This is a genomic window from Humiphilus diazotrophicus, from assembly GCF_059726315.1.
In genome coordinates this window covers 3862715-3889693 of sequence record NZ_AP040870.1, presented here as the reverse complement: position 1 = coordinate 3889693, position 26979 = coordinate 3862715, and the positions used below count along the sequence as shown (strand labels likewise).

Here is a 26979-nt window from a genome sequence, read left to right as displayed (position 1 = left end):
ATGCGCGGAATTTACAGGATGATTATACAGCTGAGAATGCTCTTCCATCGCAGAGAAGCCGGAATACACCTCGATGAGGAGCTGCAATTTCATCTCGACCAGCAGATTGCGGAGAACATTGCTTCCGGCATGAATGCGAAGGAAGCCCGTCATGCGGCTATGCGAAGCTTCGGCAATCCCGCTGCGCTAAGAGACGAAGCCCGCTCCACCTGGAGCTGGTGCTGGCTGGAGTCGCTTTTACGAAACGCAAAGATCAGCACACGGACGCTTCTGCGCACACCTGGTTTTACATTGATTGCAATTCTGGTAATGGCTCTTGGTATCGGAGCCAATACTGCGCTGTTCACCATTGTTCATTCGATATTGCTAAAGCCTCTTCCCTTCGAAGATCCTGACAGGCTGGTGCGGATTTACGAACATAGCGCAGATGACAAGACCCCTTACAACAGCTCTGCGGGCGGGGTGTTTGAGGAATGGAGGAAACAGAGCAAAAGCTTTTCTAATTTAGCTCTTTGGGCCAGTGGAAGCTATAATCTCTCCGCGCAAGGAGGGGAACTTCCCGAGCAAATCAAAGGCACCGTCTTTTCCTGGACTATGCTGCCAACACTCGGAGTCCAACCAATGTTGGGCAGAGGATTCGTAGCTGCCGACGATCAACCCTCTGCCAATGCAACTGTCATTTTGAGTTCTGGCCTATGGAAGCGGCGTTATGGATCTAGTCCTTCTATTTTGAACAAGACAATCCTGCTGGATTCTAAGCCCTATACCGTAATCGGAGTTATGCCCGATTGGTTTCAGTACCCGGATCAATCCACTCAGGTATGGACACCTCTTTATCACGAAGAGGATGAAACGGAGATGCGTGCGGTAGGGAATCACAATTTCAGAGCTGTTGGGCGGCTAAAACCCGGCATCTCTCAGGTGCAAGCTACATCGGAACTTACCCTGATCACTCGCAGAATTCGCGAGCAGAACCCAGGTAATCCGTATGTCAGTAAAGGAGCGAACATTCGTTCCCTTCTCGAGTCAATCGTCGGCAAGACCAGAAAGCCTCTTTATGTGTTACTCGGCGCGACAAGCTGTCTACTTCTCATCGCGTGTCTGAATGTCGCAAACCTTCTCGTAGCCAGAGCTGCTGCACGGAGAAAAGAAGTTGCAATCCGAACCGCACTCGGAGGCAGCCGCGTTCGCCTCGTGAGTGAACAATTAATGGAGAGCCTGCTGCTTTCGGTAGTTGGCGGCTGTCTCGGCTTCTTACTCGCCTTCACTGCCATTCAGTGGTTCGCTCATGAACGCCACGACATTGCACGTGCCGGCACAATTGAGATCGATGGCATCGTTGTTGCGTTTACCTGTGGATTGATCCTCTTGTGCGCACTCTTTTCCGGTTTGATATCTGCTCTTTCCAATAACAAGGAACAGGCGTTGGCATCGCTGCAGGAATCTTCACGATCTTGTAGTGCAGGTTACGCCCGGGCACGGCTCCGTAAGATCTTGCTGTCTGTTGAAGTTGCTCTGACGGTTATCCTCCTGATTGGTGCAGGCTTGCTCATAAAAAGCTATGCCAAGCTTCGTTCATCGGATCTGGGATGTATTACCGACAATGTCCTAACAATGCGATTGAGCCTGCCTGTCGCACGATATAAGGAACCAATGCAACGCGTGAGTTTCTTTGAAACTCTGCTCTCACGCATCCAAAGCTTACCGGGAGTGCGCGCCGCCGCTTTCATCTCTATCCTTCCCGGTCAGGATTATGGAGGAGATAACGGCTTCATCATTCCCGAGCATCCACCCCTTCCCGCAGGACAAGGACGATATGCTATTCATCGCTGGGCAGATCCTGGCTACTTTGCCACAATTGGGATCCCCCTCCTGCGAGGCAGAACCTTCGCCAACGATCAAAAACCCGATCATGCGACAGAAGTAATAATTTCAAGCTCCTTCGCACGACAGTATTTCCCCAATGAAGACCCGATAGGCAAGCACATAGATACCTATTCGGCTCGTTATGAAATTGTGGGCATCGTGGGTGATAGTCGCCATTCAATCAGCGAGCCGCCTCTGCCGATGATGTATTTTTCTCTATTCGGAGCTGCAAAGAATAACACAGCCTTAGTGGTTCGAGTTCGCGAGGGAGACGTCACTGAACAAGCTCTACCGATCCAGAGAATAATTCAGGAGTTCGATCGCGATCTACCAGTGGTAGACATTCGCACGATGGACCAAGTCATCGAAAAGCACACTATGGATGCTAGCTTCAATGCAACGCTCTTACTGGCCTTTGCGCTACTGTCGCTGACGCTAGCAGCAGTTGGTCTCTTTGGCGTTCTTTCCTATGTTGTTGCGCAACGGACCTCGGAAATCGGTATTCGGATAGCCTTAGGAGCGAAACGTCTACAGGTGTTGAGACTTATGCTAAGCGACGGCCTTGGTCCTGCTGTCTTCGGATTGTTGTTGGGGCTAATAGGAAGTGCAACACTGACTCGGGTAATTCAGACCATGCTCTACGGGACAAGTCCTTTCGATCCACTCGTGTTTATTGCGGTCGGAGTTTCCCTGCTGGCAGTTGCTGCTGCTGCTTGCGCCGTCCCTGCCTGGAATGCCTCTCGACTTGATCCTATGCGTGCTTTGCGGATGGAATAACCCCACAAGCAAGAAAGCTGCGATTCCCCTAAGGATCGCAGCTTTCCGATCTATTTCATGACAAAGAATCAGATTATTCCGCTTGATCAAGCAGGTATTTCTTTACGAACATCACCTCGGCATTAAAGAGAAAATCCTGGTTCTTCTTCTTTGCAAAACCATGCCCTTCGTCGTTCGCCATCAGGAACCATGTCGGAGTTCCCTGGGTATTCAGCTTATCTAGAATCTGCCGGGACTCTGTCCAGGGAACGCGCGGATCATTCTTCCCAACCACAGCAAAGATGGGTTTGTGCATAGCGTCAATGTGATTGAGAGGCGCAATCTTTTCAAGATAAGCCCGCATCTTCGGATCGCGTTCATCGCCGTACTCGACGCGTCGCAGATCTCGGCGATATGCCTCTGTATGCTCCAGCAAAGTGACCAGGCTCGACATTCCGACAATCGGCAGAGCGCAACGAATCTTGTCGTTGTAATAAGCAGCAGTGGCCCAGGTCATGTGACCGCCATAGCTTCCACCTGTCACCATGATCCGGCTTGCATCCAGCGTAGGCTCCTTTTCGATCCAATCCAATAACGCACCGATATCTTTGTAGGTATCGTCTCGGTGAAAGCCGTTGTCCGCATCGGTGAAGCTCTTTCCATAACCTGTCGAACCACGGACGTTCGGAAAGATCATTGCAATGCCCAGCTCATTCAAAAAATAATTATTCCTCCCCATGTACACCGGCCTTGATTGTCCTTCCGGGCCGCCATGGATGTTTATAATTACCGGACGCTTTCCTGGAAACTTTTGCGGATCCGGCCGATAGAAAAACCCGCTGATCTCTTTGCCGTCGAAGCTCTTCCATTCGATCAATTTCGGTTCTACAAAATTGGATGTATTCAGTCCTCCGGTTTCGCTCTGAGTCCAGCGCTCGATCTTTCCGGTCTGTATGTCGACGGAATATACATCCCAAGGAGATCGGGCAGACGATATGTCGAAAGCAACATCGCGGTTATTCGGGTGGAATTGAACATCGTCGATTACACCATCCGGGCCCCCTGTCACGGCATGGTATTTCGCTGTTGCGGTATTCAGAATGTAGAGCTTGTTAATGCCATTTTCATTAGTGATGAAGGCGATATTTTTTCCATCTTCGCTCAGATCAAACTCTTCTACGTCCCAGGGAATATCCGTGGTGAGATATTTCAGCTGCTTGGTGGCAAGATTGAGATAGGCTAACCGGTGAAATTCCGAATCACGGTCGGTTGTCAGAAACGCGCCCTTGCCATCTGCGCTGAAGCGCGCCTCGGAGTAGAAAACCTTCTCCTCTCCTTGTTGTGCCGGAGTTACGAGCTGCTTGTCCCCGGTTGTGGCATCCACAAGCCATAGATTGCTTTGACTGACAGAGATGTATTCGCTGACGAGCAGCTGACGGTTATCCGGCGACCAGTCGGAAGGAGACCAGCCGCCACCCTCCAGCTTAAGGAGCAGGTGATCCGTCTTCGGATCGTCTGTATTCATCACCCATACATCACTGTCTTTTTGATTGCGTCGTGTAGAGGTATAAGCGATGCGATTTTCTTTATGCGCAAAGAGAGGAGAACTGTTCCGCGACTTGCCATCTGTCAGTAGCGTGACATTTCCTGTAGCAACATCAAAGCGATAGAGCTGATACCACTCGCCACCACCAATATCCTTGAGGAAGATGAAAGACGCTCCATCCTTAGGGGCAAAACGCGCTCGCTGGATGCGATCCGGATAGAAGGTCATCTGCGTCCTTGCTCCGCCTGGGATCTTTACCCAGTGGACCTGCTGTACTTCCGCAAAACGTGTCCCAATCAACATCTCTTTCTTAACTGGATGCCAACTAAAGAGGGACGCCGCACGAGACTCTCCATAGCGAGTTGTTTGTTCTGCAATGGCGGAAGGAATTGCCGGGAGATTCTCCAGGACAAGGTTGTCTCCTGGTTTAACCGTTGCGGGTTGTGAGTTAGTTTGCGTCAGGGCAGACAAAGAACTACTTGCCGCAAGAACGATAAAGAGCAGAATTCGCTTCACGACTCCTCCTCAAATCCAGATAGCTCAAAATAGATAAAACGGCACGGGAAACAAGCACCGGGAACAGATTTTCAGAATTGTACGGTGTTTGGCCTCCAACTTTCCCGCCAGAGCATTTCTCGCAAAGAGGTAGACCAAAACGCGGAAGTATATGCAGTTTTCCGCTAAAGAAAACTGCTCCTCGCTATCCCGGCAAGTCTATCCCTATGGGAGAAATGCTCTATCATAGCTGCCATGAAAACGATCGGCATGATCGGAGGAATGAGCTGGGAGTCCTCCGCTGAGTACTACAGACTCATCAATCAGCATGTCAAATCCATCTTGGGTGGACAGCATAATGCCCGAAGCTTGCTCCTCACGGTGGATTTCGCCGAGATTGAAGCCTTGCAGCACGAGGGCGACTGGGTAAAACTCGGTCAACAGATGCAGGATTGCGCAAAACACCTGCAAGCTGGCGGTGCGGATTTTCTGATGATCTGCACAAATACGATGCATAAACTGGCTAGCGAAGTTGAGGCTGTAGTTTCAATCCCACTGCTGCATATTGCCGATCCGGCCGGAAAGGCGATTAATACCCGAGGTCTAAAAACAGTGGGCTTGCTAGGAACTCGCTTCACGATGGAAGAAGACTTTTACCGCCGCCGCCTGACAGAGAAATATGGCATTCAGGTGGTAATTCCAGAAGAAGAAGAGCGGAAGATAGTACATAGCATCATCTATAGCGAACTCTGCCAAGGAAAGTTTCTAGAAGAATCAAGAAGTGAGATTCAGCAAATCATCGCAGGTTTGAAGTACAAAGGTGCTGCAGGAATTGTTCTTGGATGCACGGAGCTACCGCTTCTGATTCACCCTGAGGACTCTGTACTTCCACTCTTCGACACAACAGCGCTCCATGCATATGCAGCCGTTGAGATGGCCCTTGCGTGAGATAAGTAATTGAAACCGGTACTAAAGGGAACGGGTTCCTAGCAAAGATCTGCTTGTATGGCCGTTCTCTGAAGGAGCGGCCATACAAACATCTTATTGCTGGTTACGGTGACACCTAAAAGGATTCACTGCATCGGTGTCGATAATTTTGCAAGCCGCCTGTAAGCCGAATTTTGTCGAGGGTGATCATTCCTCTAGGCCTGCCATTGCTGACAGGCTCAAGCAACCTACCCGGAGGTTTCGGCACTTGCTCGAACCGCCTTGGCGCATCGGGCAGACACGCCCCGCAAGCCCTGGTTCTAGACCTGCGGATCCCTCCCTATTTGGTCTTGCTCCGTGTGGGGTTTACCCTGCCTCCGACTTTACAGCCGGAGCGGTGCGCTCTTACCGCACCTTTTCACCCTTACCGCAGCGCCAGAAAGGACAAGCCTTTCTGGGGAACTGATCTCCAGGGAGACCAGGCTGCCGCGGCGGTATGTTTTCTGTGGCACTAGCCGTCTTCCGGTCTTAAAACCGGAATCCCGGACGTTATCCGGCACACTGCCCTGGGGAGTTCGGACTTTCCTCTCCTGTGCCGAAGCACAGCAGCGACCACCCAGCAAGCTTGCAGCTCCTAGAATACCGTCTTTTAGGAATCACTCCAAACCAGCAGCTACTGTCTTCTGGCTGGAATAGAGATCGATGGCTTGTTTCAAGTCCTTTATGCGTCGACTGTGCTTGATACGAAAGCGATATTCTTCGGAAGTCGTTATCGAGCCGGAAGATATTCCCTCCAACCCCTGTAAATTCCGCCGCCATCGCTGTACTACTGCAGGAGCTACCTGGCCTTCCCCGGAGGGAGTAAAGAACCGTCCGGCAACGGTAGATTCAATGCCCTTGTCCTTGAGTTCACGCTGTAGCTGAGGAATATGTGAAGCTCCATAGACAAAGACAATCCTCTTCTTTCCAGCAGACTCGTTCAGACAGTTCTCGACAATATTGTGGTTTCTTTCGTGCCAGTAGCCCATAACGATATCGCCATCGGCGGCTATAAATTTCTCGAAGAACTGATCCACCAATTGCAGGTGTTCCGGAGAATGAAAATAGTCATAGAGTGAAGGCCCTTTGTAGGCTTTAACTTCCTCCATCACCTTCTTCCAAAAGACATCCAACTTTGCCGTCTCGTCCTTTGACATGGCATCTTCCATCTTGGATTGCTTTCTTGAGTCTCCTCTCCAGTCGGTGGCTATAAAGCGATAACCGAGATCCTTTGACATCTCCGCCAGGAATGCAGCCTCCGGAGGGTAATATCCTTCTGCCGCCTGCTGATAGGCGTCGGGCGTAATCTCCCCGCAAACAGCATCCGGATGTAGCGTCTTCACTTCTACGAGAAGATCCGGCATCGAATAGTGATACTGCGGTTCAAAATGAAAATCATGAATTGTTCCGACGAGAAATACTTCCGGTTTTTCGATCACCTGAGCAGGCAACCGCATGGAAGAACATAGAAGACCCGCAATCAACAGGGAAAATTGAATCGTCTTGCGAGGAGACTTGCAAAAGTACATGAATAACTTTTTCTCCAGATATATTTACTGCATATTCTCATCCTGCCAATCTTGACCAGAGAAGAATCCTGCTTAGGACATTACGTCCAGAGTCTTTATTCTGTTCCAGGAAGATGCACATTGCCTGAGTTTTCGGCGTCGCATAAGGAGAGATTCAATGACTCAAACGTCCTCTGCAGCGGCAGCTGCCGCTGGCACAGTTACGTTAGGAGATCTGGTAGTAAATCGGATGGGATTTGGGGCTATGCGCCTTACAGGCCCAGGCATCTGGGGCCCGCCGAAGGATCGCCCGGCAGCTTTGGCAACCTTGCGTAAAGCTGTGGACTTGGGAGTCCAATTTATCGATACGGCAGATTCTTATGGACCCTATATTTCTGAAGAGATTATTGCCGAAGCCCTCTATCCCTATCCTTCAGGATTGGTAATCGCTACAAAGGCCGGATGGAAACGTGTAGGACCTGGACAATGGATTCATGATGCTAGCCCAAAGCATCTGACCGAAGCGCTGGAAGGCAGCCTGAAGAGGCTGCGTCTGGAGCGTATCGACGTCTTTCAACTTCACGTTCCGGATTTAGCTGTTTCTTTTGAAGCCTCAGTTGAAGCACTTGCAAAGATGCAGGAGCAAGGAAAAATCCATCACATTGGCCTCTCGAATGTGACAAAGGAGCATCTGGAACGCGCGCTCAAGATGATTTCCGTTGTCTCCGTTCAGAACCGCTATGGCTTTGCCGACCGTGAATGGGATTATCTCCTCGACGATTGCGAAAAGAAGAAGATTGCTTTCATTCCCTGGAGTCCCTTGAGCCAAGGACAGCAAGCACATGCAGTCGTAGAAGGAATTGCCAAAGCGCGGCAGGTATCGACACAGACAGTTGCGCTTGCCTGGTTGTTGCGACGCTCGCCTTTCATGCTGCCGATCCCCGGAACAAGTTCCGTTGCCCATGCGGAAGAGAATATTCACGCAGCTTCCTTCCGGCTTACGGATAGCGAATTTGACGAGCTGTCGGCAGTTAATCCTCCTCCTGCTTGTCTACGCGCTTAGGACTACAGATGTAGGCGGCGAAATTAGGAGGGGGCCCGGATTCCCGGTACTTGTACAATGTGCTTGGTTGCCCATGCACATACGTGACATTTTTGCTTCCGATCAGACCACTGTCTCGTTTGAGTTCTTTCCACCGAAGACAGTGCAAGAGGCCCAGGCCCTCTACGAGAACATCTCTCAACTAGAGGCTTTACAACCGTCTTTTGTTTCTGTGACCTATGGCGCTGGCGGCTCAACTCGCGAGCTGACGCATGACCTGGTCATTCGGCTGAAGCAAACGACTACGCTCGACCCAATTCCGCATCTCACCTGCGTCTGTCATACCGAGCAGGAGGTTGAAGACGTCCTCACAAAGTATTCTGAGGCTGGAGTGAGCAACACTCTTGCCTTGGGTGGAGACGCACCTCGTGATCGTGTGAACTACGACCGTAAAGCCGATGCCTTTCAGCATGCTGCAGATTTGGTGCGCTTCATCCGGCGTTTTAACGAGCGTGGAAGCCATCCCGACCGTCGCGGCTTCGGAATCGGAGTAGCGGGCTTCCCCGAAGGACATCCGGCAACACCGAATCGCCTCGATGAGCTTGAATATTTAAAAGCCAAGATCGACGCCGGCGCAGACTATATCTGCACACAGCTTTTTTTCGACAATCGCGACCTCTATGACTTTCGCGAACGCTGCGAGTTGGCAGGCATTCATGTTCCGATTATTGCCGGAATCATGCCGATTACAACCCTGGGCGGCATGAAGCGTATGGCGCAGCTGGCCTTAGGCGCACGTTTCCCTGCGAAGCTGTTGCGCGCTTTGGAACGTGCCTCAGACGATCCCGAGGCTGTGAAACGGGTCGGTATTCATTGGGCTACGGAACAGTGCCGGGACCTGCTCGATAATCAGGTACGCGGCATTCACTTCTATACCCTGAATAAATCTGACGCTACACGTCAGATCTATCAAAGCCTCGGCCTGCGAGACAGCACTAAGCTTCGTCATGCCGAAGTACCGGTAAAGAACTTTCCGTAAACGCAAAGAAATCCAAATACAAATGGGGGACTCTATCGGAATCCCCCATTTTTGTTTTGGTATGTGTGGCTTAACGTGCGCTTACAGCTTCCGGAGCACGACGCCAGCCGTAAAGCGGGAACTGCTCAGCAAGATCGAGAACCTCTGCACGGATCTTGGCGAGGGCCTGCTCATCGTTACGCTTTTCCAATGCCGCAACGATCCACTTGGCGATTCGCTTCATCTCTGCTTCCTTCATGCCGCGAGTGGTCAATGCAGGAGTTCCAATACGGATGCCGCTGGGCTTCAAGGGAGGATTGGTATCGTACGGAATCGCATTCTTGTTAACTGTAATTCCGGCCTCTCCGAGAGCATATTCAGCTTCGGAACCCAGAATTCCCTTTGCGAAGACATCCACCAACATCAAGTGCGTGTCAGTCCCGCCGGAAATGATTCGGTAGCCCTCGGCAGCTAAAGCCTCTGCCAGAACCTTGGCGTTGGCAATAATCTGAGCCGCATATTGCTTGAATTCCGGTTGCAGTGCTTCACGGAAGGCAACGGCCTTTGCCGCAACGATATGAACAAGAGGCCCACCCTGCTGACCCGGGAAGACGGCCTTATCGACAGCAGCAGCCAGATCCTGACGGCAGAGGACTAAACCGGAGCGGGGTCCACGCAGCGTCTTGTGTGTCGTTGAGGTAACCAGGTGTGCATGTGGAACCGGCGAAGGATGTACCCCACCGGCGACCAATCCGGCGAAGTGAGCCATGTCGATCATCAGCAGAGCGCCAACTTTATCTGCAATCGCCCGCATTCTCGGGAAATCGAATTGCCGGGGATACGCACTGCCACCACCCACAATTAATTTGGGTTTTTCGCGCTGGGCAATCTGTTCCAGCTCGTCGTAATCGATCACTTCGGTATCCTTACGAACACCGTAGAAGACGGGACGATAGAGCTTTCCGGAAAAACTCAGTTTGTGACCGTGGGTGAGGTGACCACCGTGGGCAAGATCGAGACCAAGAATCGTGTCCCCGGTCTGCAATACGGACATATAGGCCGAAGCATTGGCCTGCGAACCGGAGTGTGGCTGGACATTGGCATGATCAGCGCCAAAAAGCTGCTTGGCACGGTCGCGAGCCAGGTTTTCAGCGACATCCGCAAATTCACAACCACCGTAATAGCGCCGTCCTGGATAGCCTTCGGCGTATTTGTTCGTAAAGACCGAACCGGCAGCTTGAAGTACGGCTTCGCTGACAAAGTTCTCTGAGGCGATCATCTCCAGCCCTTCGTGCTGGCGACGGATCTCATTCTCAATAGCGGCGGCGATCTCAGGATCAGCCTGGGCAAGGGGCAGGGACATGCGATCGGACATACGACAATTCTAGACTGAATTCCGTTCGCACCAGTTCAAAACTGGCATTTGGAGCATTTGCCGTACAGGCATACCCTCGCCAGGGCACAGGAGTATCTGCAGCATTTGCGGGAAATGCGCTAGCGAGCTACGAGCTCCCCTTTTTCTTCCTCGGAAACAGGACTTGCAGAACTGGGCCCCTGCTGTGCCAACTCTTTGAAAGCACGGTACATAAAGGACCCCATAAACCATCCATCCATGTACTTGTATGGAGTCTCTCCGGTCGTGTAATGGCCGCAAGGCAGGACCTTCGACTCAAAATCAACCCCACGTTGCTCGAAGTTCTTCAGAACCTTCAAAGAGAATTCCAGTGGAAAGGTCAGATCATAGGTCGCGTGAATTGCCAGGATCTTCTTATTCATCGACGCGAACTTGTCCATATAGTGAATCGGACTGACTGCTGACCAGAGCATGCGCAGGCGTTCTTGAGTAAGAAGAGGTTCAAAAGCAGCCCGGACGTGGCGGGTACTCTGTCCTTCCCAGACCACATCTCCGAAAGAAGTAGAGATATGATTGAAAATATTCACCTTCAATCGCTCGTCCATGGCACTGGCAATGAAGGCATAACAGGAGCCAAGACTGGTTCCCAGTACGCCAAATTGTTCATAGCCCTGCATTTCCAGCCAGTCCACGCAGGAACGGATATCGACTACAGCCTGACGGCACGCCGAGATAGTCCGGCCAATATTCGCGCTGACCGCATAATCGGCACGTTCCAGTTCACTGGGCCTACGAATATCGTGGTAAGGCTTGCTCAAACGTAAAGCTGAGATCCCAAAACGATTGGCGATAGAGCAGAGCGCATTATGGCTGAAGGCATCTGCATTCCACTGCGGCATGATGACAATCGCCTGCTTTGGCTTGCCTTCCATCTTCTCAGCCGGAGCAGGATACCAGCGGGCATTAACCAAATCGTTTTCCGGATACGGAGTCTTCTCGGGCGAGGTAAAGCGCAAGAATTGTGCAGGTTTCATCCTGCCTTCCTCGGCCATCTTCTTCAGCCGGGCATCTTGCTTTAGCGTCTCGGGACGAACATTCGTCGGAAAGAGTTGCGGATAGCGCTCTTCAATCCGGAAGTCGTTAGGAGTCTTGTAGCCGTAATATGCATCGCTGTTGGCAATGATGGCTCGATTGAACCCGATCATCGCCTTCTCGGCTTCTGCATCATCAAGCGCGTCGGGTATTAGTGGAGTTCTGTCGAGACCTTGCTCGTGGATGAACTCAGAGAGCCAGTCAAAACCCCATTCCAATGGACGTACAACGCGATTTTCATCGCGCGTGGTCAGGGCCGTCTCCCAGCGGTACATCCAGCGTCCGTAAAGCTTGCGAAGCATTAAATTTAGTTTATCAGCGGTTCTCGCCACAGAGATGCATGGAGGGCTGGAAGGCAAATTTGACAGGTTCGATAGCTATAACTCGGGGTGGGACGGCGAAAATTGGAACTGCCTCTGCCCGGCGATAAAGAGTTTTCAAACAAAAGAAAGGTACGGATATCGTACTCAAGTCTCTGCCGCCCCACCCTCGCACGAGGTTCAGATAATCAGGCCGTCATAACCTCTTCACGCACGGTAATGTCCTGACAAGTGCGGCAACGGAGGATGGAATACTCCAGCCAATAGGGTCCCTCTTCTCCTGCAGATCCCAAAACAAATTGGCCACAGGCCACGTCGTGAGATGTAGCAGTATGACAATTGGAGCAAAGCGCCTCGACAGGATCGCTAGTCTTCGGATAAAGGACCTTGGCCATTTTGGTATTCCTCTCGCTATCGGCCTGACATTCGCTCTTGTATTGAATTCTCTCGGACAGTTTCGGAGAGACGTATGCCCGAAGAGTCGAGTAAGTCAGCTGCAGATGCGTTGCTTGATCTATTAAGTACCGTTATCCGGGATAATACCCGAGATCTAGCGAGATACGAAGTGTTTTTGGCTACATCACTCTTCTTTTTTCGCTGGCACATATGTTCTAAATCACATAAGTGCATAAAAAGTGACTTACATCACCAAAATTGCCGCGACTTATTTAGGCATACGTGGGATGCGAGGAGCGATATCGCAGAGGATCTCCCACGGAATAGTCCCCACGACATCTGCATGATCGTAGGCAGAGATAGACTCATCGCCCTGTTGTCCAATAACGATGACTTCGTCGCCTATCTCAACTCCAGAAATATCTGTCACATCGAGCATGACATGGTCCATCGAAATTCTTCCGGCAATAGGCGCACGTTGTCCACGTACAAGCAGGGAGAAGCGATTCGATAACAGACGATTCAAACCATCTGCATAACCGAGAGGAGCAGTCGCAATGCGAGTGACCTCCGAAGCAACGAAGGTACCGTTATATCCCGCACTGCGTCCGACAGGGATAGTGCGTAGAGACATGACCCGGGTCTTCCATGTCAGAACCGGTCGGCACGCCTTTTTTGCCTCAATTACGGTGCAAGGCTCTTGAGGTTCATAACGGGGCAAGTATCCATATAGCGCGAGTCCTGGGCGCAGCATCAGACGAGTACGCGTTTCCCATGCAAGAGCGCGAAGACGGTCCAACGTAGGTCCGCCCGTAATAGTGGCCGTAGCTCCAGCATGCAGCCAACGCGGCTGGAAGCCGAGGGTCAGGATTCTCTTCATGCCCTGTTCCAACTGTGCAAACTGCTCTTCGTTGACCCCGCCTTGCAACTCATCTGCAGAACTGAAGTGGGTCATTACTCCTTCGATGGTTAAAGGCGATTGTGGCCCTAGCTGCTGCAAGAAGCGTTCCAGCTGATCTCCATCCAGCAGGACGCCTTGCCGGCTCATACCTGTATCGAGTTCAAGATGTACGGCAAACGAGTGCGGTGCCATTCCAGCGGCTCGTGCTGCTGCTTCGAGCTCTTCGAGATGAAAAGGTTCCCAAACTGCAGGAGTCAGGCGCTGTTGCACTACTGCCTCCGCCTGTCCGCGCCAGATACCTGACATGACCAGGATACGTTGCTCGGGGCAAATTCGACGCAGCTCTACCGCCTCATCGACTGAAGTCACGCCCATCCATTGCACACCTGCTGTAGCAAGTGCGGGAGCGCAAAGACCTAGTCCATGGCCGTAAGCATCGGCCTTCACCACGGCCAGAAGATCGGCATCAGCGCCGGCAATGCCGCGCAGGAAACGATAGTTGTCTACAAGTTGAGAAAGGGAGATTTCAGCCCAAGAGGGACGCATTGTCATCGAACAAGAACCAGATTTCATCCTACTCTTTTCAGCAACAAAAGCAGATTCATTCTCTTAGAGCTCAAGTGCTTAGGACACTTTTGGGGATCTCGGTATATGAGGCGCATGAAGCCGTTCAGCAAAGAACGGCTTCCTAGTCCTGTCTGTTGTCGATCCTGACTGAGAGCTTCTAGTAGGCACCCTCTTCAGAGCCCGTCGCCAGATTTTCAAAACGCGTGTATTCGGAAATATATGCAAGGTGAACGGTGCAAGTCGGGCCGTTACGCTGTTTGGCGATGATGATTTCGGCTTTGCCCTTGCTCTCCGGATCCTCATCGCCGTTTTCGTCCTTGTTGTAATAGCTTTCGCGATGGATAAAGCAGACAAGATCGGCATCCTGCTCGATAGAACCGGATTCACGCAAGTCGGAGAGCATCGGTTTCTTGTCACCGCCGCGTTGCTCACTCGCACGGCTGAGCTGTGAGAGCGCAATAACCGGAACACTCAATTCCTTGGCGAGTGCTTTCAGACCACGCGAAATCGCGGAGACTTCCTGCGTACGGTTTTCATATTTGCGCCCCGTTCCTGGGATACCTGCCGACATGAGCTGCAAATAGTCGACAACAATCAGGTCGAGAGCGCCTTGCTGCTGCCGCAAACGACGTGCCTTTGCACGCATCTCTGCCAGAGAAACACCTGCAGTGTCGTCAATGTAAATCTTGGATTCGACCAGATCTTCCAGGGCTCGCGTCAGCTTTTCGTGATCTTCTTTGGGCAAGAAACCTGTTTGAATCTTGCGCTGATCGACGAAGGCCTGAGCGGCCAACATACGTCGCAATAGCGACTCTTTTGACATTTCCAGGGAGAAGACCGCGACGACTTTGCCGCTTTTCGTCCCGGCATTCTGGGCAATATTAATAGCCCAAGCCGTTTTACCCATCGAAGGACGAGCAGCAATGATGATCAGGTCGCTTGGCTGCAATCCGCTGGTAGCTTTGTCGAAATCGACGAAATGCGTCTCCAGTCCGGTGACTTCCCTGCCCTGCTTATAGAGGTTGTCAATACTTCCGAATGACTGGCTGACGATCTCAGCAATACCGGAAAATCCCTGCGAGACACCCCGTTCGCTGACTTCCATCAGCGAAGATTCGGCGGCATTCAGTACATCGAGGGCGGTTTCACTCTGGTCCGCGGCACGAGCAATCGCTGTGCTGCAGATCGTCATCAACTGCCGCAGAAGCGACTTGTCTTTAACGATGCGGACGTACTCTTCGATATTGAGACGTCGCGGCAAGCCTTCTGTCAGACCGGCCAGATAGGCCACGCCGCCGATAGCTTCAATTTCCTTATTACGGGAAAGCTCGTTGGCGAGGGTAACGATATCGACGTGGGTTCCTCCGTCGATCAGTTCACCCATTCGTCCGAAAATACGACGGTGCGAGTCGAGCGAGAAGTCGTCTGCACGCAGCTTCTCCGCCGCTTCGCTGTAATTCATGTTGTCGAGCAGAATTGCGCCCAGGATCGACTTTTCCGCGTCGATATTCGCAGGCAGGCCGTGCTCTAGTGTGAGATCAGGGGTAGAAGCCATCTAAAGAAAAGTTTAGGCGGGAACTGGTCAGAATTGATACTACTTTTCCTCAAAGTTTCCTCAGGCTTTTCCTCGTTTTTTTCCTCAGTCCCGAGATTTCCGAAGTGATTTCCAAGCTGAGGATTTCTGGTGGAAAAGTGGGTTTATACCCTATTAGCACTGGGCAGCGTATGATCATGGTGTTGTGAATATTATGGCTAGAATTCTTCCCGTTCTACTTGCTTCCTGTGCCCTTTTGCCGGCCGCCTACGGACAATCACCCTCCGCTTCCGCCCCCCAAGCTCCGGCGAATCCTTCGCCAGAGGTTAAGCAGATGCAGCGGATTGAAGATTCGTGGAGTGAGGCCATCAACCGTCGTGATCAGTACGGCGTCGAGCTCGTGCTTTCCCCCATCTTCATCGACATCTCTTCTTCAGGAGACGTCACGACTCGCAATCAGCAGATTGCTGCCCTGGTGACCAATACCGACAACATGCAGGATATGGACCAGAAGGTCGTAACCGTGCGCATGCTGGGCGACGTCGCCCTGGTGAATGGCACCTACAGCTTCAAAAAGAAGAAAGACGGAACCACCGTTGAGGAAAAGGGGATCTTCACCCACGTCTACCAACGAGTGCGCTCCAATTGGCTCTGCGTTAGCTCGCAGCGTACTCCTATTGTCGAAGCCTCTCTGAAAGCAAAAAAGGTAAAGTCGGAATCGAAAAAGAAGAGTAATGCGGATCTGCCCTTCCACATTCCCTTTATTCATAAAGGGGCTGACAAAGCGACTGATACGAATCTCCCGGAACAGAAGCCGGAACAGAAGCCGGAGCAGAAACCCGACCAGAAGCCAGAACAGCAATCGACCCCAGCTACTCCGCAACAATAAAGGTTCTGAATACGACCCGGATTTCTCCCTCTACTCCGGGTCGTAAAAATCTCCCTCTTAACTAGACAAAAGAATTCCTTCTGGGCATATCTATCACGTAGAGAATATGAAATTACATATTCCCATGCCTCTAATCACCTCTAATTTTGGAATTCTTGCTAGATAGACTTGGTCCACGAATAAAAGAATTCCTCTGTATTCTGGCAATTCCTTTCTCAATAGCCCTTTGGTCCTTCAATTGCTTATCAGCTACCAAACACTTTGGGGCACTCTTCGTTTCTCGGTACCTCACCCTTAGCCCCTGGGTGTTCGGCCCAATAAATCTTCACCAGTTTAAGAAGTATCCGCAGTTGACAAATTCAACATGGCAGACGTGTATACGCCTGCAAATGCATTTTTGTATTCAATTTGGAGGGATACAGGCATATGAAACGATGCGCCCATTTCGTATTGCTATTTCTTTTGGTCGTGGTAAGTACAGGGCAGATGTTAGCCCAAGCCACGGCAACCGGTACAGTCCAGGGAACCGTATTTGACCCATCACAGGCAGTTATTGCTGGCGCCACCGTTGTTATTACTGACTTGGAGACAGGTGCGGTACGCACAACAACTACAAATGAATCCGGCAATTATCGGTTTGATCTTCTCGCCGCTGATAAGTACTCAGTGAAGATATCGAAGGCCGATTTCTCTTCCGTAACGTCTAACATTGAACTACTTGTCGGAAGAACGGTTACGACAAACGCCACGCTTACACCTGGAGCAGTTTCTACCTCAGTAGAAGTGGCCGCAGGAAACACTCTGGTGGATCTGGCCAAGACGAGTGTCGGTCAAGAGATCACGCCGAAAGAAGTTCAAGAACTGCCAATGGTTGGGCGCGATGTTGCGAATCTCGCATATCTTGCACCGGGCGTAAAAGCAGCCGATTCCTATGACCCTACAAAGAACCGTTATGCAATTCTTTCCGTCAATGGCTCCGGAGGACGCAACGTCAATGTCACGGTAAATGGCGTCGACAATAAGGACAATACCGTGGGCGGTCCAGTGATGCAGCTTCCACTAGAAGCTGTTGAAGAATTTCATATCAGCACTCAACGATTCTCCGCCGAGAACGGACGCTCTGAAGGTGCTGCCATCAATATGATTACCAAGCGTGGAACAAATGTCTTTCACGGCTCTGCCTTCGGATATTTTCGGGACACTACACTCGAAACGGATCAGAAGAATCCCGATGGACATGGTGGGTATGAAAAGAAACATCCCGACTACAGCCGTCAACAATTTGGCGGCTCTGTAGGTGGTCCAATCAAGAAAGACAAATTGTTTTCGTTTTTCGCACTGGAGCGGGAACGTGAGAGTCAGGGACAAGCAGAAGACGGAAAATCGTTCACAGAGCTAACACTGGCAAAGGCGGCCGGACTCGAGGCCGAGCCATCGGCTACCATCCCTCGGCCTTTTTATGAAACACGTTATAACGGCCGCATGGACTGGAACCTTACGAACAATCACAGCGTTTATCTCAGTTATACTTCCCAGGCCAACAATAGTTTGAACGATCAGTCCGACGGTACCGGAGATCTGACGAATGGCAACTATACGACCAACCATCTGCAACTCGTCGGTTTAACCCTCAATTCGGTTCTATCAAATACCACCGTCAACCAGCTTACCTTTGGATTCCAGTACTGGAATAACCTGATCGACAGCAACATCAGAAAGCCCTATGTAGTCTTTCCCAGCGCTACTTTTGGAACAAATACGAACGTGCCGCAGCAATCGTATCAGAGAAAGTGGCAATTCAAAGACGACATCGCCATATCTTACAAAAAGCACACCTTTAAGTACGGTGTCGATTACATCTGGACACCCGTCCAAGGTGGATTCTTCGAATCGAATGCGACGCTGGAGCTTGATTTTGCAGACAATCCCAGCACCATCCTCTCGGATAAAACTACGTATCCCAACGAATTCAGTACCGCCGGTGCGGTCACGCAGATGTCAATCTCCAATGGAGATCCTTACTTCCTGGTAGCTACGAAACAATTAGGCTTTTATTTTCAAGATGACTGGAAGTTCTCACCTCGCCTGGGTCTAAACCTCGGACTTCGCTGGGATAGAGACTTTAACATGCTGGGAACATCCGATGTTAAAAAGAGCCGTACATGGCAAGAGTTGGTAGCACTCAATAACGCATTCGGCAAATTCTATACGGGTATCCCGCACGACGATAATCTCGACTTCAGCCCGCGCGTTGGATTCTCGTATGACGTTACAGGACGTGGCAACCACGTCTTACGTGGCGGCTTTGGGCTCTATTACGGCAACGTCTTCCAGAACATTCCGCTGTTCATGGAGCAGATGTCCAACCCTACGGTATTCCAACAGGTATTTAATCTTTCGGATCCTGCAGCTGTCGTTCCTGGAACCAGCATCGCTCTTGGGCAATGGCGTTATGGTGTTAGCCCTATGCCCACGATACCGGCTCCTACTAGTCAACTTGCTGATCTCAGCACCGGGCGCTTGATCGATCCTAAGTATCGTAATCCTGTCACCGAGGAGTTTAATGTTGGTTATACCTGGGGCTTCAATTCCAACACTGTTTTCGAAGCAGAATACACACATGTGCTCAGCCTTCATGAAAACAAGACGATGAACATCGGACAGAAGGTTCCGGTAAACGGAGTGTGCTGCTCCCGTACGCTGGACTCCGCTTTCGTGGCCGCAGGTCAGCCACGGTTAGGATCTATTCGCGATGAGCAGTCTATCGGACGCTCCCACTACGACGGAATCAACTTCAGTATTCGCCAACGCATGATCCACCACTTTCAAGTGGAGGCCAACTATACTCTTGCCTGGGCTAATGCTTATGGAAACGGCGGAACCTCTTTCCGCAATTATCCAAAGCTCGCTACAGCTCCCTTTGCCAGTTACGAATGGGGACCAACCTTCAACGATGAGCGCAACCATGTAACAATCAGCGGAATAGCCGAATTGCCATGGCACCTCCAGCTTGCTCCAATCCTTCAGTTCGGTTCCGCACGTCCTTATGATTTGAAAAACTCCAGCAACACCTTAAATACCGGCGGCGGAACTTACAACTATGCCGTGGTTGTTCCCAAAAGCGATCCTACGAACTGGCTGGCCTATGCCGGCAATAACACAGATGCACAGACCTGCTTCTACACAACTCAGCAGTGCACTATTGCTAAATATGACCCGCTTCGCGGAGATCCTTTCTTCCAGTTCGATATGCGGCTAGCCAAGAACATTCGTTTCGGAGAAGGGATGAATCTGCAACTGGTGGGGCAGGCATTTAACCTGACAAACCGCGCTAACTACGGCAATAACTATGGCAACAGCATCGCATCCGCCGATACCTTCGGACACCCTGTTGGCTTCATGAACCCCAGCACTACAACCATGCCTCGCGCCTTATGGGGTGAGTTGGGTGCTCGCTTTACCTTCTAAATCATTTGGTTCAAGACAAAGGTCCTCGTTTCGGCGAGGACCTTTGTTTGTTTCAACTCGAAAAGTCAGGCTAAGAGAGATCTTTGGCTTGAGCCTGCTGCCGACCCTGAATCTGTATATAGACATGAATCAATGACAATGCAGCCGGTGTAACCCCAGGAATCCGGCTCGCCTGCCCGATAGTCTGCGGACGTACGCGAACCAGCTTCTCCTGCATCTCCCGCGACAGTCCACTTACAGAGGAATAATCGAACCACTCGGGAATTGCCTGAGTTTCTGCCTTCCGTAGCTTCTCAATCGATTTCCGCTGCTGGTCGAGATAGCCGGCATACTTAATCTCTGTCTCGACAGATTTAATCTCGTTTCTAACGTTAGCAGCAAGGGCAACATCTTCATTGACGAAGGTAGAAAGCTGCTCCCGATCATCGCTGGCAGCCAGATCCTCACGCAACGCCGGGAGAATCGCATCCAGTGTGACTTCGGGACGCTTTAGCAGCTGAGCCCAGGTCTGCCCTGTCACGCTTCCCAAAGACGATGCCAACTCAGGCAGGGTACGTTCGAGGCGCTCGATATTCGCCTTGCGGGTAGAAAGGAATTTATCCAGAGTAACGGCGCGTGCCTGCTTCTGTTCATACTCTGCCCAGGCTTCATCTTGAATTAATCCCAGGCGACGCCCATAGGGAGTCAAGCGACGGTCGGCATTATCGATGCGAAGATGCAGCCGGAACTCTGCCCGCGAGGTAAACATGCGATAGGGCTCATTGGTTCCTTTGCTAATCAGATCGTCAATCAGAATGCCCGTATAGGCCTCCGTACGATCCAGGGTAAAAGGCGCTTCCCCTTTCACACACAATGCAGCATTGATTCCGGCCATAAGTCCCTGACATCCGGCTTCCTCGTATCCGGAGGTACCGTTGATTTGTCCTGCCAGATAAAGGCGATCTATCGACTTTACGGCCAGAGAACGATCCAGCTCTGTCGGGTCGATGGCGTCATATTCGATGGCGTATCCTGGCCGCAGAATCTCTGCCTTGTCTAGACCAGGAATCGAGTGGACTGCCTGCCATTGCACTTCCATCGGCAGAGAAGTCGACATGCCATTGATATAGACCTCGTGCGTATCTAGCCCCTCAGGCTCGAGAAAGAATTGGTGCTGGGTCTTGTCCGGGAACTTGACGATCTTGTCCTCAATCGACGGGCAGTAGCGCGGACCAATTCCTTGAATCTGTCCCGAATACATAGGGGAACGCGACACGTTCTCGCGGATGATGCGCAGGGTCTCCGGCGTCGTATATGCAATATGACAGGAGATTTGCCGCTGCGGAAGTTTGCGCGTGCGGAAACTGAAGGGCGTGGGATCGGCATCCCCGGGCTGCTCTTCAAAGCGACTCCAGTCGATTGTGCGGCCATCCAGACGTGGTGGCGTACCGGTCTTCAAACGGCAGCCACGCAGTCCCAGGCGCTTCAAAGCCTCTCCTAGAAGGACACTGGGAGGTTCTCCGTTACGGCCTGCCGGATAACTCTCTTCTCCGCAGTGAATTAACCCATTAAGAAAAGTTCCGGTTGTGATCACTACCGCTTCGGTAAAGAGAATGCGTCCGTCACGCAGTTTCAGACCACGAACAAAGGGCTTGGCATCCTCCGGGCGCTCCATAATCAGGTCGACAACCTCTGCCTGCTTGATGAAGAGATTGTCTTGCGCTTCCAGAACCTGGCGCATCTTCACGCGGTACTGCTGTTTATCGCACTGTGCACGGGGAGACCAGACAGCCGGACCACGAGAGGTATTGAGCAACCGGAACTGAATTCCCACGGCATCAGCAACTTCGCCCATGATGCCGCCCAGGGCATCGATCTCGCGAACTAGATGTCCTTTGGCGATGCCACCGATAGCGGGGTTGCAGGACATTTGGGCAATCAGATCCAAGTTCAATGTAATCAGTGCAGTGCGCAATCCCATGCGAGCACTGGCCATGGCAGCCTCGCAGCCAGCATGCCCAGCCCCAACTACCGCGACGTCGTATTGTTCGGTGAAGCTCATGTGTGTCTATCTAGATTCTAGTAAAACAGCCCCAAATGCAAAAAGAACGCGGCAGCCGAAGCTGCCGCGCGTTGATAGATGGTTGATTGTAGAAGAGTGCTAAAAGTCCAGACGCATGGAGATCTGAACCTGCCGCGTGCTATATGCGTAGTTCGAATTGGCGGCGGTAACTGATCCAAAGTTGGACTGATAGGTAGCCGTGCTCGCATTGACCTGACCTGTCTGATAGCTCAGCTTGTATGCTCCATCAGTGACAGAGGTGACATTCATGTGATTGAAGAGGTTGAAACCCTCTCCTATCAATTGAACACGGTACTTCTGATCAGGACCAAAGCTGAATTGCTTTTGAGCTCTCAGATCTACAACCGCTGTATTCGGCTTGCGGAATGTATTCCTGCCAATAGCAGGAATAAAGGTCACGCCACCCGCACCGTTCCAGCCACTATTCACTGCAGCCGCAGAGTTATAGCCACTCGAAACGTTTGCAGAGTAGGGAAGGCCATTTTGAATCTGAACGGATGGATTCAGACTCCAGTCATTGCTCAGCCTTGACCACCAGCTCTTGGTTTGAACAACGGGTAGATTGTAAACAACGTAACCCACAAAGCGGGCTGGCACGTTGAAGTTGGAGTTCGCATAGTTTGAACGAGCGCTTCCATACGGGCTCAACCAAGCGTTGGTGCTTGGAGAAGTGCTGGAGTTCTGAGCAAAGTCCATTGCGTGAGACCAGGTGTAGTGCAGGTCGTACTGTAATGTCTTGTTCGACCGGTTCTGCAGTTCCACCACCATAGAGTGATAGCTGGAGTTAATGTTGCTTACAACCTGAGTGATTCCAGTGAAGGATTTATTCGCATACGACGTGTAAGTTGGAACAACATAGGTTGCTCCATTCGTTAAGGGGCCTTTCCCCGTCGTATCTGCGATCGTAATGGTTACGTTTGTCGTTGCAGGCGCAAGATTCACATTCAGGAAGTTAGGAAGCTCTCTTCCGAGAGAACCGAGATAAGCAACCTGGAAGACATTCCCCTTGCCCACATCCTGTTGCAACTGCAAGTCCATCTCATGAATTTGCGGGTTCTGGAAATTCTTAGCAAAGTACTCCGCTGCCGGAACAGCTGATACAGGACTTGCCAACTCCGCAAATCTGGGAGAACCGGTCCCACTAGCGTTGTAATCCTTTGACTTGTAGGAAATGGTGTACTGACTGTTTGGATGCCCTGTGGTGTAGTACGTGCTCATGATGATGTTGTTGACGGTACGGCCGTAATACATGCCATAGCCACCACGCAGGACGGTTTTGCCCGATCCATACACATCATAGGCAAATCCAATTCTCGGTCCGAAATTATTCCGGTCACTGGGATGGTTCGCCAACGAAACATCAGAAACAGTAGTGAGGTTGGAGGAGCTGGGAGGAACGTAACTTCCGGTCGATTGGGCTAAATTCGAGTACGGGCCAGGAATGGCTTGGAAGTCATAGCGAAGGCCAAGGCTCAGAGTTAAGCGGGGAGTTGCCTTCCAGTTGTCTTGAACAAAGAATCCATAATCGACTGTCGAAAGCTGGAATTTGGCAGTACCAAATCCCTGATAGTAGTTGCTATAGCAAGGAAAGTTTCCAACAGCTGAACTCGTTGCACTGGCATATTGAGATGCCGAGCTATTACAACCAGGAGTGCGGCCCAACAGCTTTGTAGCCGTATCGACTAGATAGTTGCTGAAGTAGCTGTAGTTATAGTATCCGTTGCCCTCGTAAATACTATTCTGCTGGTCGTAATTGTGTACGATATCCAGACCGAACTTCAGGGAGTGACGCTTGTGAATCCATGATGCCGTATCGGCTACCTGCCATTTCCGTTCGTCTGGATAGGCAAAACGATACGAGTAATAAGGTGAACCCATATAAAGACCGGCACCAGTTCCATCAATTGCAACTTCCGGAACATTGCCAGTGCTTCCCACCAGATAAGCCTTCGTATATGCACTGTATGGTTGCTGGCCTTCATTATTCAGCTCACGCCCATACTGGTAACGGAGTTCGTTGGTCAGATTGTTTGTAATCATGCTGGTGAGTTTGACTACTCCGTAGTCCAGCTTTACAAAATCCGTTCCGAATGTGTCCTTACCGTAGTTGTTGGTGGCCTGGGTCTGAACTCCACCTGGAGAATCCCAACGGAGACGATGATAAAGAACGCTGACCCGGTTCTTTTCGTTGACCTGCCAATCGAGTTTAGGAGTGTTGATAACCTGATCGCCAGTTCTGGGAACGGCACCGAGGTTCGACAGTAAATCTGCCATCGCACTGCTGTAAGCAGAAACGCCAGCAGCATAGGATCCCAGCTTTAGACGTGCGGCAAAAGTACAAGTTTGAGCATCGAGCGCGTAGTTGGAATTGGTAGTGGTGCTTCCAGTAAGGTAGCCAGTAGCAAGATTGCAGGTAGCTCCGTTGGGTAGTGCCGCATCTGGTTGCGCAAAGAAGCTTGATGGAGTATTAACCTTTGCCGTCCCAGGGAAGTTACGACGGAATTGATCGTAAGTATAGAACCAGAAGAGCTTATCCTTTACGAGCGGTCCGCCTGCTGAAAAGCCCCAGATCTTTCTCCAATCCTTTGGCTTATAACGATAGGTGTTGAATTTGTAACCATTCGTGGAAGCATCAAAGGTTGCTGTGGTGTTTGTGGTTAGCGGATTGTAGGAGCCCCAGTTGTTGTCGCGGTCGTAAAAATAGAGCTGTCCATGTAGCTGATTACTGCCGCTTTTTGTGACGGAGTTAATAACACCGCCGGCTGCGCGACCGTATTCTGCAGAATAGACGCCAGCATTCACCTGGAATTCCAGAATCGCAGTTTGTGCCGTTGAATAACCGGCACGCGTACGCCCGCGCTCTTCAGAGAAGAATGCCTGGTTATCATCCGCACCGTCGATTTCCACGTTATTCAGCAGGGGGCTGATGCCTCTTACGCTGACCAGACCAAAGCCGTTGGAATCGCTCACAACACCGGGAGTCATCAGAGCTAAGCTCGACCAGCGGCGGTTGTTAATTGGTAGATTCTCGATTGCCTTTGGTGTCAACATTGCCGAAAAGTCGGGTGAGTCAAAGTTGAGAACTGGAGCCTGACCAGAAACCTCGACACTGGTAGCAGTACTTCCGACGCTCAAATGGGGATTGAGTTCCGTGAGCTGACCGACTTGAACCGTGACGCCATTGGCTACGTACTTTCCGAAGCCAGGCGCGGTCACCGTGATGGTATAGGTCCCAGGCTCAAGTAATGGCGCTTTAAAGTAGCCTGAAGCATCAGCTTTGATCTGGAGATCCGTCCCAGTACCATCGTTGTGGATCTGCACTACCGCTTCTGTCACAGCAGCATTGCTCGCATCAACCACTGTTCCACCAACCGCACCTTGCGTGATGGATTGTCCCAATCCCTGGGAAGTGATTCCAAATATCGAGCAGAAAAACAACAAGGCAATGGCTGCCCTGCTGGCCAATTTTCCGTTCATCTGACTCTCCTCAAATTGAACAACTTGTGCTCAACCGCGCGAAACCGAGTAGTTCTCTTCTTGGCGCAAATTGAGCTTGGTTTGAGTTTTGAACTTCAATAATTTCTACAACTAGGGGTTTGACTTGAATTTGCAGACGGATCACGGATAGCTCGGCAAATTGCCCGCCTGCATTGAAGCGTGTTCCCTTTACACACCACATATAAGAGTGCCAGAACACATTTACAATTTCGTGAATTTGGCCTTTCCTTTCAACAAGAAAGAGCCAGTGGCTCCTCAAAAACCTCATTCGCCACGGCCATATTTTACTCGGTCCTCCTTTTCTGCCTAGTGATTTATTACCTTGCATCCCAGATGACGTGAAAATCGAGGTTTCTATCTTCCATTGTCGTGTTCAAACATGGACAGCGGCCAATCCGGTAGACTGGAAGAGAACAATGTTTATCGATGAAGCAAAGATCCGCGTGAAGGCGGGCGACGGCGGCAACGGATGTATGGCCTTTCGCCGCGAAAAGTTCGTACCACGTGGTGGTCCGTCTGGCGGAGACGGCGGCCGCGGCGGTGACGTAATCATGGAATCGAGTCAGAGGCACAACACTCTGGTGCATTTCCGCTACAACCCTGAACATAGCGCAGAGCGTGGACGCCATGGCGAAGGCTCAAACTGTACCGGACGCGACGGGGAAAGCATCGTCCTTCAGGTCCCGGTGGGAACCTCGCTTTACGACGCGGAAACAGGTGAGCTGGTTCACGATTTCCGTTATCCCGATGAACGAATTATCGTGGCCAAAGGCGGACGTGGTGGACGTGGCAATCAGCACTTCGCGACCCCTACACATCAGGCGCCTCGGGAATGTGAGCCCGGACGGCCGGGCGAAGAGCACTTTTATCGGCTCGAACTCAAGCTGCTTGCCGACGTGGGTTTGGTTGGATATCCCAATGTGGGCAAATCAACCTTGATTTCACGAGTCTCCGCAGCCAAGCCCAAAATCGCGGATTATCCGTTTACCACTTTGCAGCCCAATCTGGGAGTGGTCTCAATTGGAGAGGCTCCGCATGAAGAGAGCTACGTTGTAGCTGATATTCCCGGCCTTATCGAAGGTGCACACCTTGGCGCAGGCTTAGGGACGCAATTCTTGAGGCATATCGAGAGAACCCGGTTGCTGGTTCACTTGGTGGATGTGTCGGACGCCAGCGGGCGCCCTGACCCTGTCGAAGATTTCAAGGTCATTCAAAGCGAACTGGAAAACTTTGGCCACGGATTGCCCGAAAAGCAAATGATCGTAGTTGCTTCAAAGGCAGATGTAGCAAATCCGGAGAAGCTCAAAAAGCTCCGCTCCATGGCAAAACGCAAAAAGATGGAGCTCTACGAGATTTCTGCGGTCACAGGAGAAGGCGTCGAAAAACTCAAATACGGCATTGGTGCTCGCGTTCGCGAATTGCGCCAAGAGGAGATTGCCGCCGCCGCACTTGATCCTGAGGCCCGTAGACCCTAGACCGTTTTAAAGTTTATTTCTTCATCGCTTTCAAACTATTGCACCAACAAAAGTGGCAAATCACAATGATTGCCACTTTTGTTGTTTTCATTGCAAGCAAGCCTTCAGAGCATATGCAATCTTTTGACGGTAATAGGCAACCATTTGCATTGTTCAGGAGATTGCATATATTTTTTGCATTCTCAAACTCATCTTTTAAATCCTTCTTGCCTCGGAATCGAACCCG

General features: G+C 51.2%; 16 protein-coding genes and 1 other RNA gene. 7 read left to right on the top strand and 10 right to left on the bottom strand.

Features of this window, described 5'->3' with window-relative positions; all coding sequences use genetic code 11:
- Positions 1 to 18 precede the first annotated feature (18 nt).
- A complete protein-coding gene (locus AC6I7T_RS16625; RefSeq protein WP_497788444.1) occupies positions 19 to 2643 on the top strand; it encodes an ABC transporter permease in 2625 nt (874 codons plus the stop codon).
- A 73-nt stretch (positions 2644 to 2716) separates the two neighbouring features.
- On the opposite strand, the gene AC6I7T_RS16620 is transcribed toward AC6I7T_RS16625, so the two are convergent.
- On the bottom strand, positions 2717 to 4684 hold the full coding sequence (locus AC6I7T_RS16620) for a S9 family peptidase (RefSeq protein ID WP_497788443.1): 1968 nt from the start codon (positions 4682 to 4684) through the stop codon (positions 2717 to 2719).
- Positions 4685 to 4918: 234 nt separating this feature from the next.
- Here AC6I7T_RS16620 and AC6I7T_RS16615 point away from each other — a divergent pair, with 234 nt between their 5' ends.
- The gene (locus AC6I7T_RS16615) at positions 4919 to 5611 is read left to right on the top strand and encodes an aspartate/glutamate racemase family protein (protein WP_497788441.1); all 693 of its coding nucleotides are present in this window, start codon (positions 4919 to 4921) and stop codon (positions 5609 to 5611) included.
- Positions 5612 to 5758: 147 nt separating this feature from the next.
- On the opposite strand, the gene rnpB is transcribed toward AC6I7T_RS16615, so the two are convergent.
- Both rnpB and AC6I7T_RS16605 read right to left on the bottom strand, forming a co-directional pair.
- Positions 5759 to 6218: RNase P RNA component class A (gene rnpB / locus AC6I7T_RS16610), an RNA gene on the bottom strand.
- A gap of 28 nt (positions 6219 to 6246) precedes the next feature.
- The gene (locus AC6I7T_RS16605; RefSeq protein WP_497788440.1) at positions 6247 to 7158 is read right to left on the bottom strand and encodes a hypothetical protein; all 912 of its coding nucleotides are present in this window, start codon (positions 7156 to 7158) and stop codon (positions 6247 to 6249) included.
- 157 nt (positions 7159 to 7315) lie between these two features.
- On the opposite strand from AC6I7T_RS16605, the gene AC6I7T_RS16600 reads away from it, so the two are divergent.
- Together AC6I7T_RS16600 and metF are read left to right on the top strand one after the other, a co-directional pair.
- Positions 7316 to 8200, top strand: a complete 885-nt coding sequence (locus tag AC6I7T_RS16600; protein WP_497788439.1) for an aldo/keto reductase — start codon at positions 7316 to 7318, stop codon at positions 8198 to 8200.
- Positions 8201 to 8273: 73 nt separating this feature from the next.
- Positions 8274 to 9218: a methylenetetrahydrofolate reductase [NAD(P)H] gene (gene metF / locus AC6I7T_RS16595; RefSeq protein ID WP_497788438.1), complete on the top strand. Its 945-nt coding sequence runs from the start codon at positions 8274 to 8276 to the stop codon at positions 9216 to 9218.
- A 70-nt stretch (positions 9219 to 9288) separates the two neighbouring features.
- Here the strand turns inward: metF and glyA are convergent, their stop codons facing one another.
- From glyA to dnaB, 5 genes are all read right to left on the bottom strand, one after another.
- On the bottom strand, positions 9289 to 10572 hold the full coding sequence (gene glyA / locus AC6I7T_RS16590) for a serine hydroxymethyltransferase (protein WP_497788437.1): 1284 nt from the start codon (positions 10570 to 10572) through the stop codon (positions 9289 to 9291).
- A gap of 119 nt (positions 10573 to 10691) precedes the next feature.
- On the bottom strand, positions 10692 to 11945 hold the full coding sequence (locus AC6I7T_RS16585; protein ID WP_497788436.1) for an alpha/beta hydrolase family protein: 1254 nt from the start codon (positions 11943 to 11945) through the stop codon (positions 10692 to 10694).
- 206 nt (positions 11946 to 12151) lie between these two features.
- Positions 12152 to 12358, bottom strand: a complete 207-nt coding sequence (locus tag AC6I7T_RS16580; RefSeq protein ID WP_497788435.1) for a hypothetical protein — start codon at positions 12356 to 12358, stop codon at positions 12152 to 12154.
- Positions 12359 to 12627: 269 nt separating this feature from the next.
- Positions 12628 to 13833, bottom strand: coding sequence for an alanine racemase (gene alr, locus AC6I7T_RS16575; RefSeq protein WP_497788434.1), 1206 nt, complete (start codon positions 13831 to 13833; stop codon positions 12628 to 12630).
- A 151-nt stretch (positions 13834 to 13984) separates the two neighbouring features.
- A complete protein-coding gene (dnaB, locus tag AC6I7T_RS16570; RefSeq protein ID WP_497788433.1) occupies positions 13985 to 15382 on the bottom strand; it encodes a replicative DNA helicase in 1398 nt (465 codons plus the stop codon).
- A gap of 193 nt (positions 15383 to 15575) precedes the next feature.
- Here dnaB and AC6I7T_RS16565 point away from each other — a divergent pair, with 193 nt between their 5' ends.
- Both AC6I7T_RS16565 and AC6I7T_RS16560 read left to right on the top strand, forming a co-directional pair.
- Positions 15576 to 16250 (top strand): DUF4440 domain-containing protein, encoded by a 675-nt coding sequence (locus tag AC6I7T_RS16565; RefSeq protein WP_497788431.1) that lies wholly within the window; start codon positions 15576 to 15578, stop codon positions 16248 to 16250.
- Between the two features lie 426 nt (positions 16251 to 16676).
- Positions 16677 to 19718 carry a TonB-dependent receptor gene (locus tag AC6I7T_RS16560; RefSeq protein WP_497788430.1) on the top strand — a complete coding sequence of 1014 codons (3042 nt, stop codon included), beginning with the start codon at positions 16677 to 16679 and terminating at the stop codon, positions 19716 to 19718.
- A gap of 70 nt (positions 19719 to 19788) precedes the next feature.
- Here AC6I7T_RS16560 and mnmG read toward each other — a convergent pair whose 3' ends face one another.
- Both mnmG and AC6I7T_RS16550 read right to left on the bottom strand, forming a co-directional pair.
- Complete coding sequence (gene mnmG / locus AC6I7T_RS16555; RefSeq protein WP_497788428.1) at positions 19789 to 21759, bottom strand: tRNA uridine-5-carboxymethylaminomethyl(34) synthesis enzyme MnmG; 1971 nt, start codon at positions 21757 to 21759, stop codon at positions 19789 to 19791.
- A gap of 99 nt (positions 21760 to 21858) precedes the next feature.
- The gene (locus AC6I7T_RS16550) at positions 21859 to 25257 is read right to left on the bottom strand and encodes an outer membrane beta-barrel protein (RefSeq protein ID WP_497788427.1); all 3399 of its coding nucleotides are present in this window, start codon (positions 25255 to 25257) and stop codon (positions 21859 to 21861) included.
- Positions 25258 to 25694: 437 nt separating this feature from the next.
- On the opposite strand from AC6I7T_RS16550, the gene obgE reads away from it, so the two are divergent.
- Positions 25695 to 26753, top strand: coding sequence for a GTPase ObgE (obgE, locus tag AC6I7T_RS16545; protein WP_497788425.1), 1059 nt, complete (start codon positions 25695 to 25697; stop codon positions 26751 to 26753).
- Positions 26754 to 26979 lie beyond the last annotated feature (226 nt).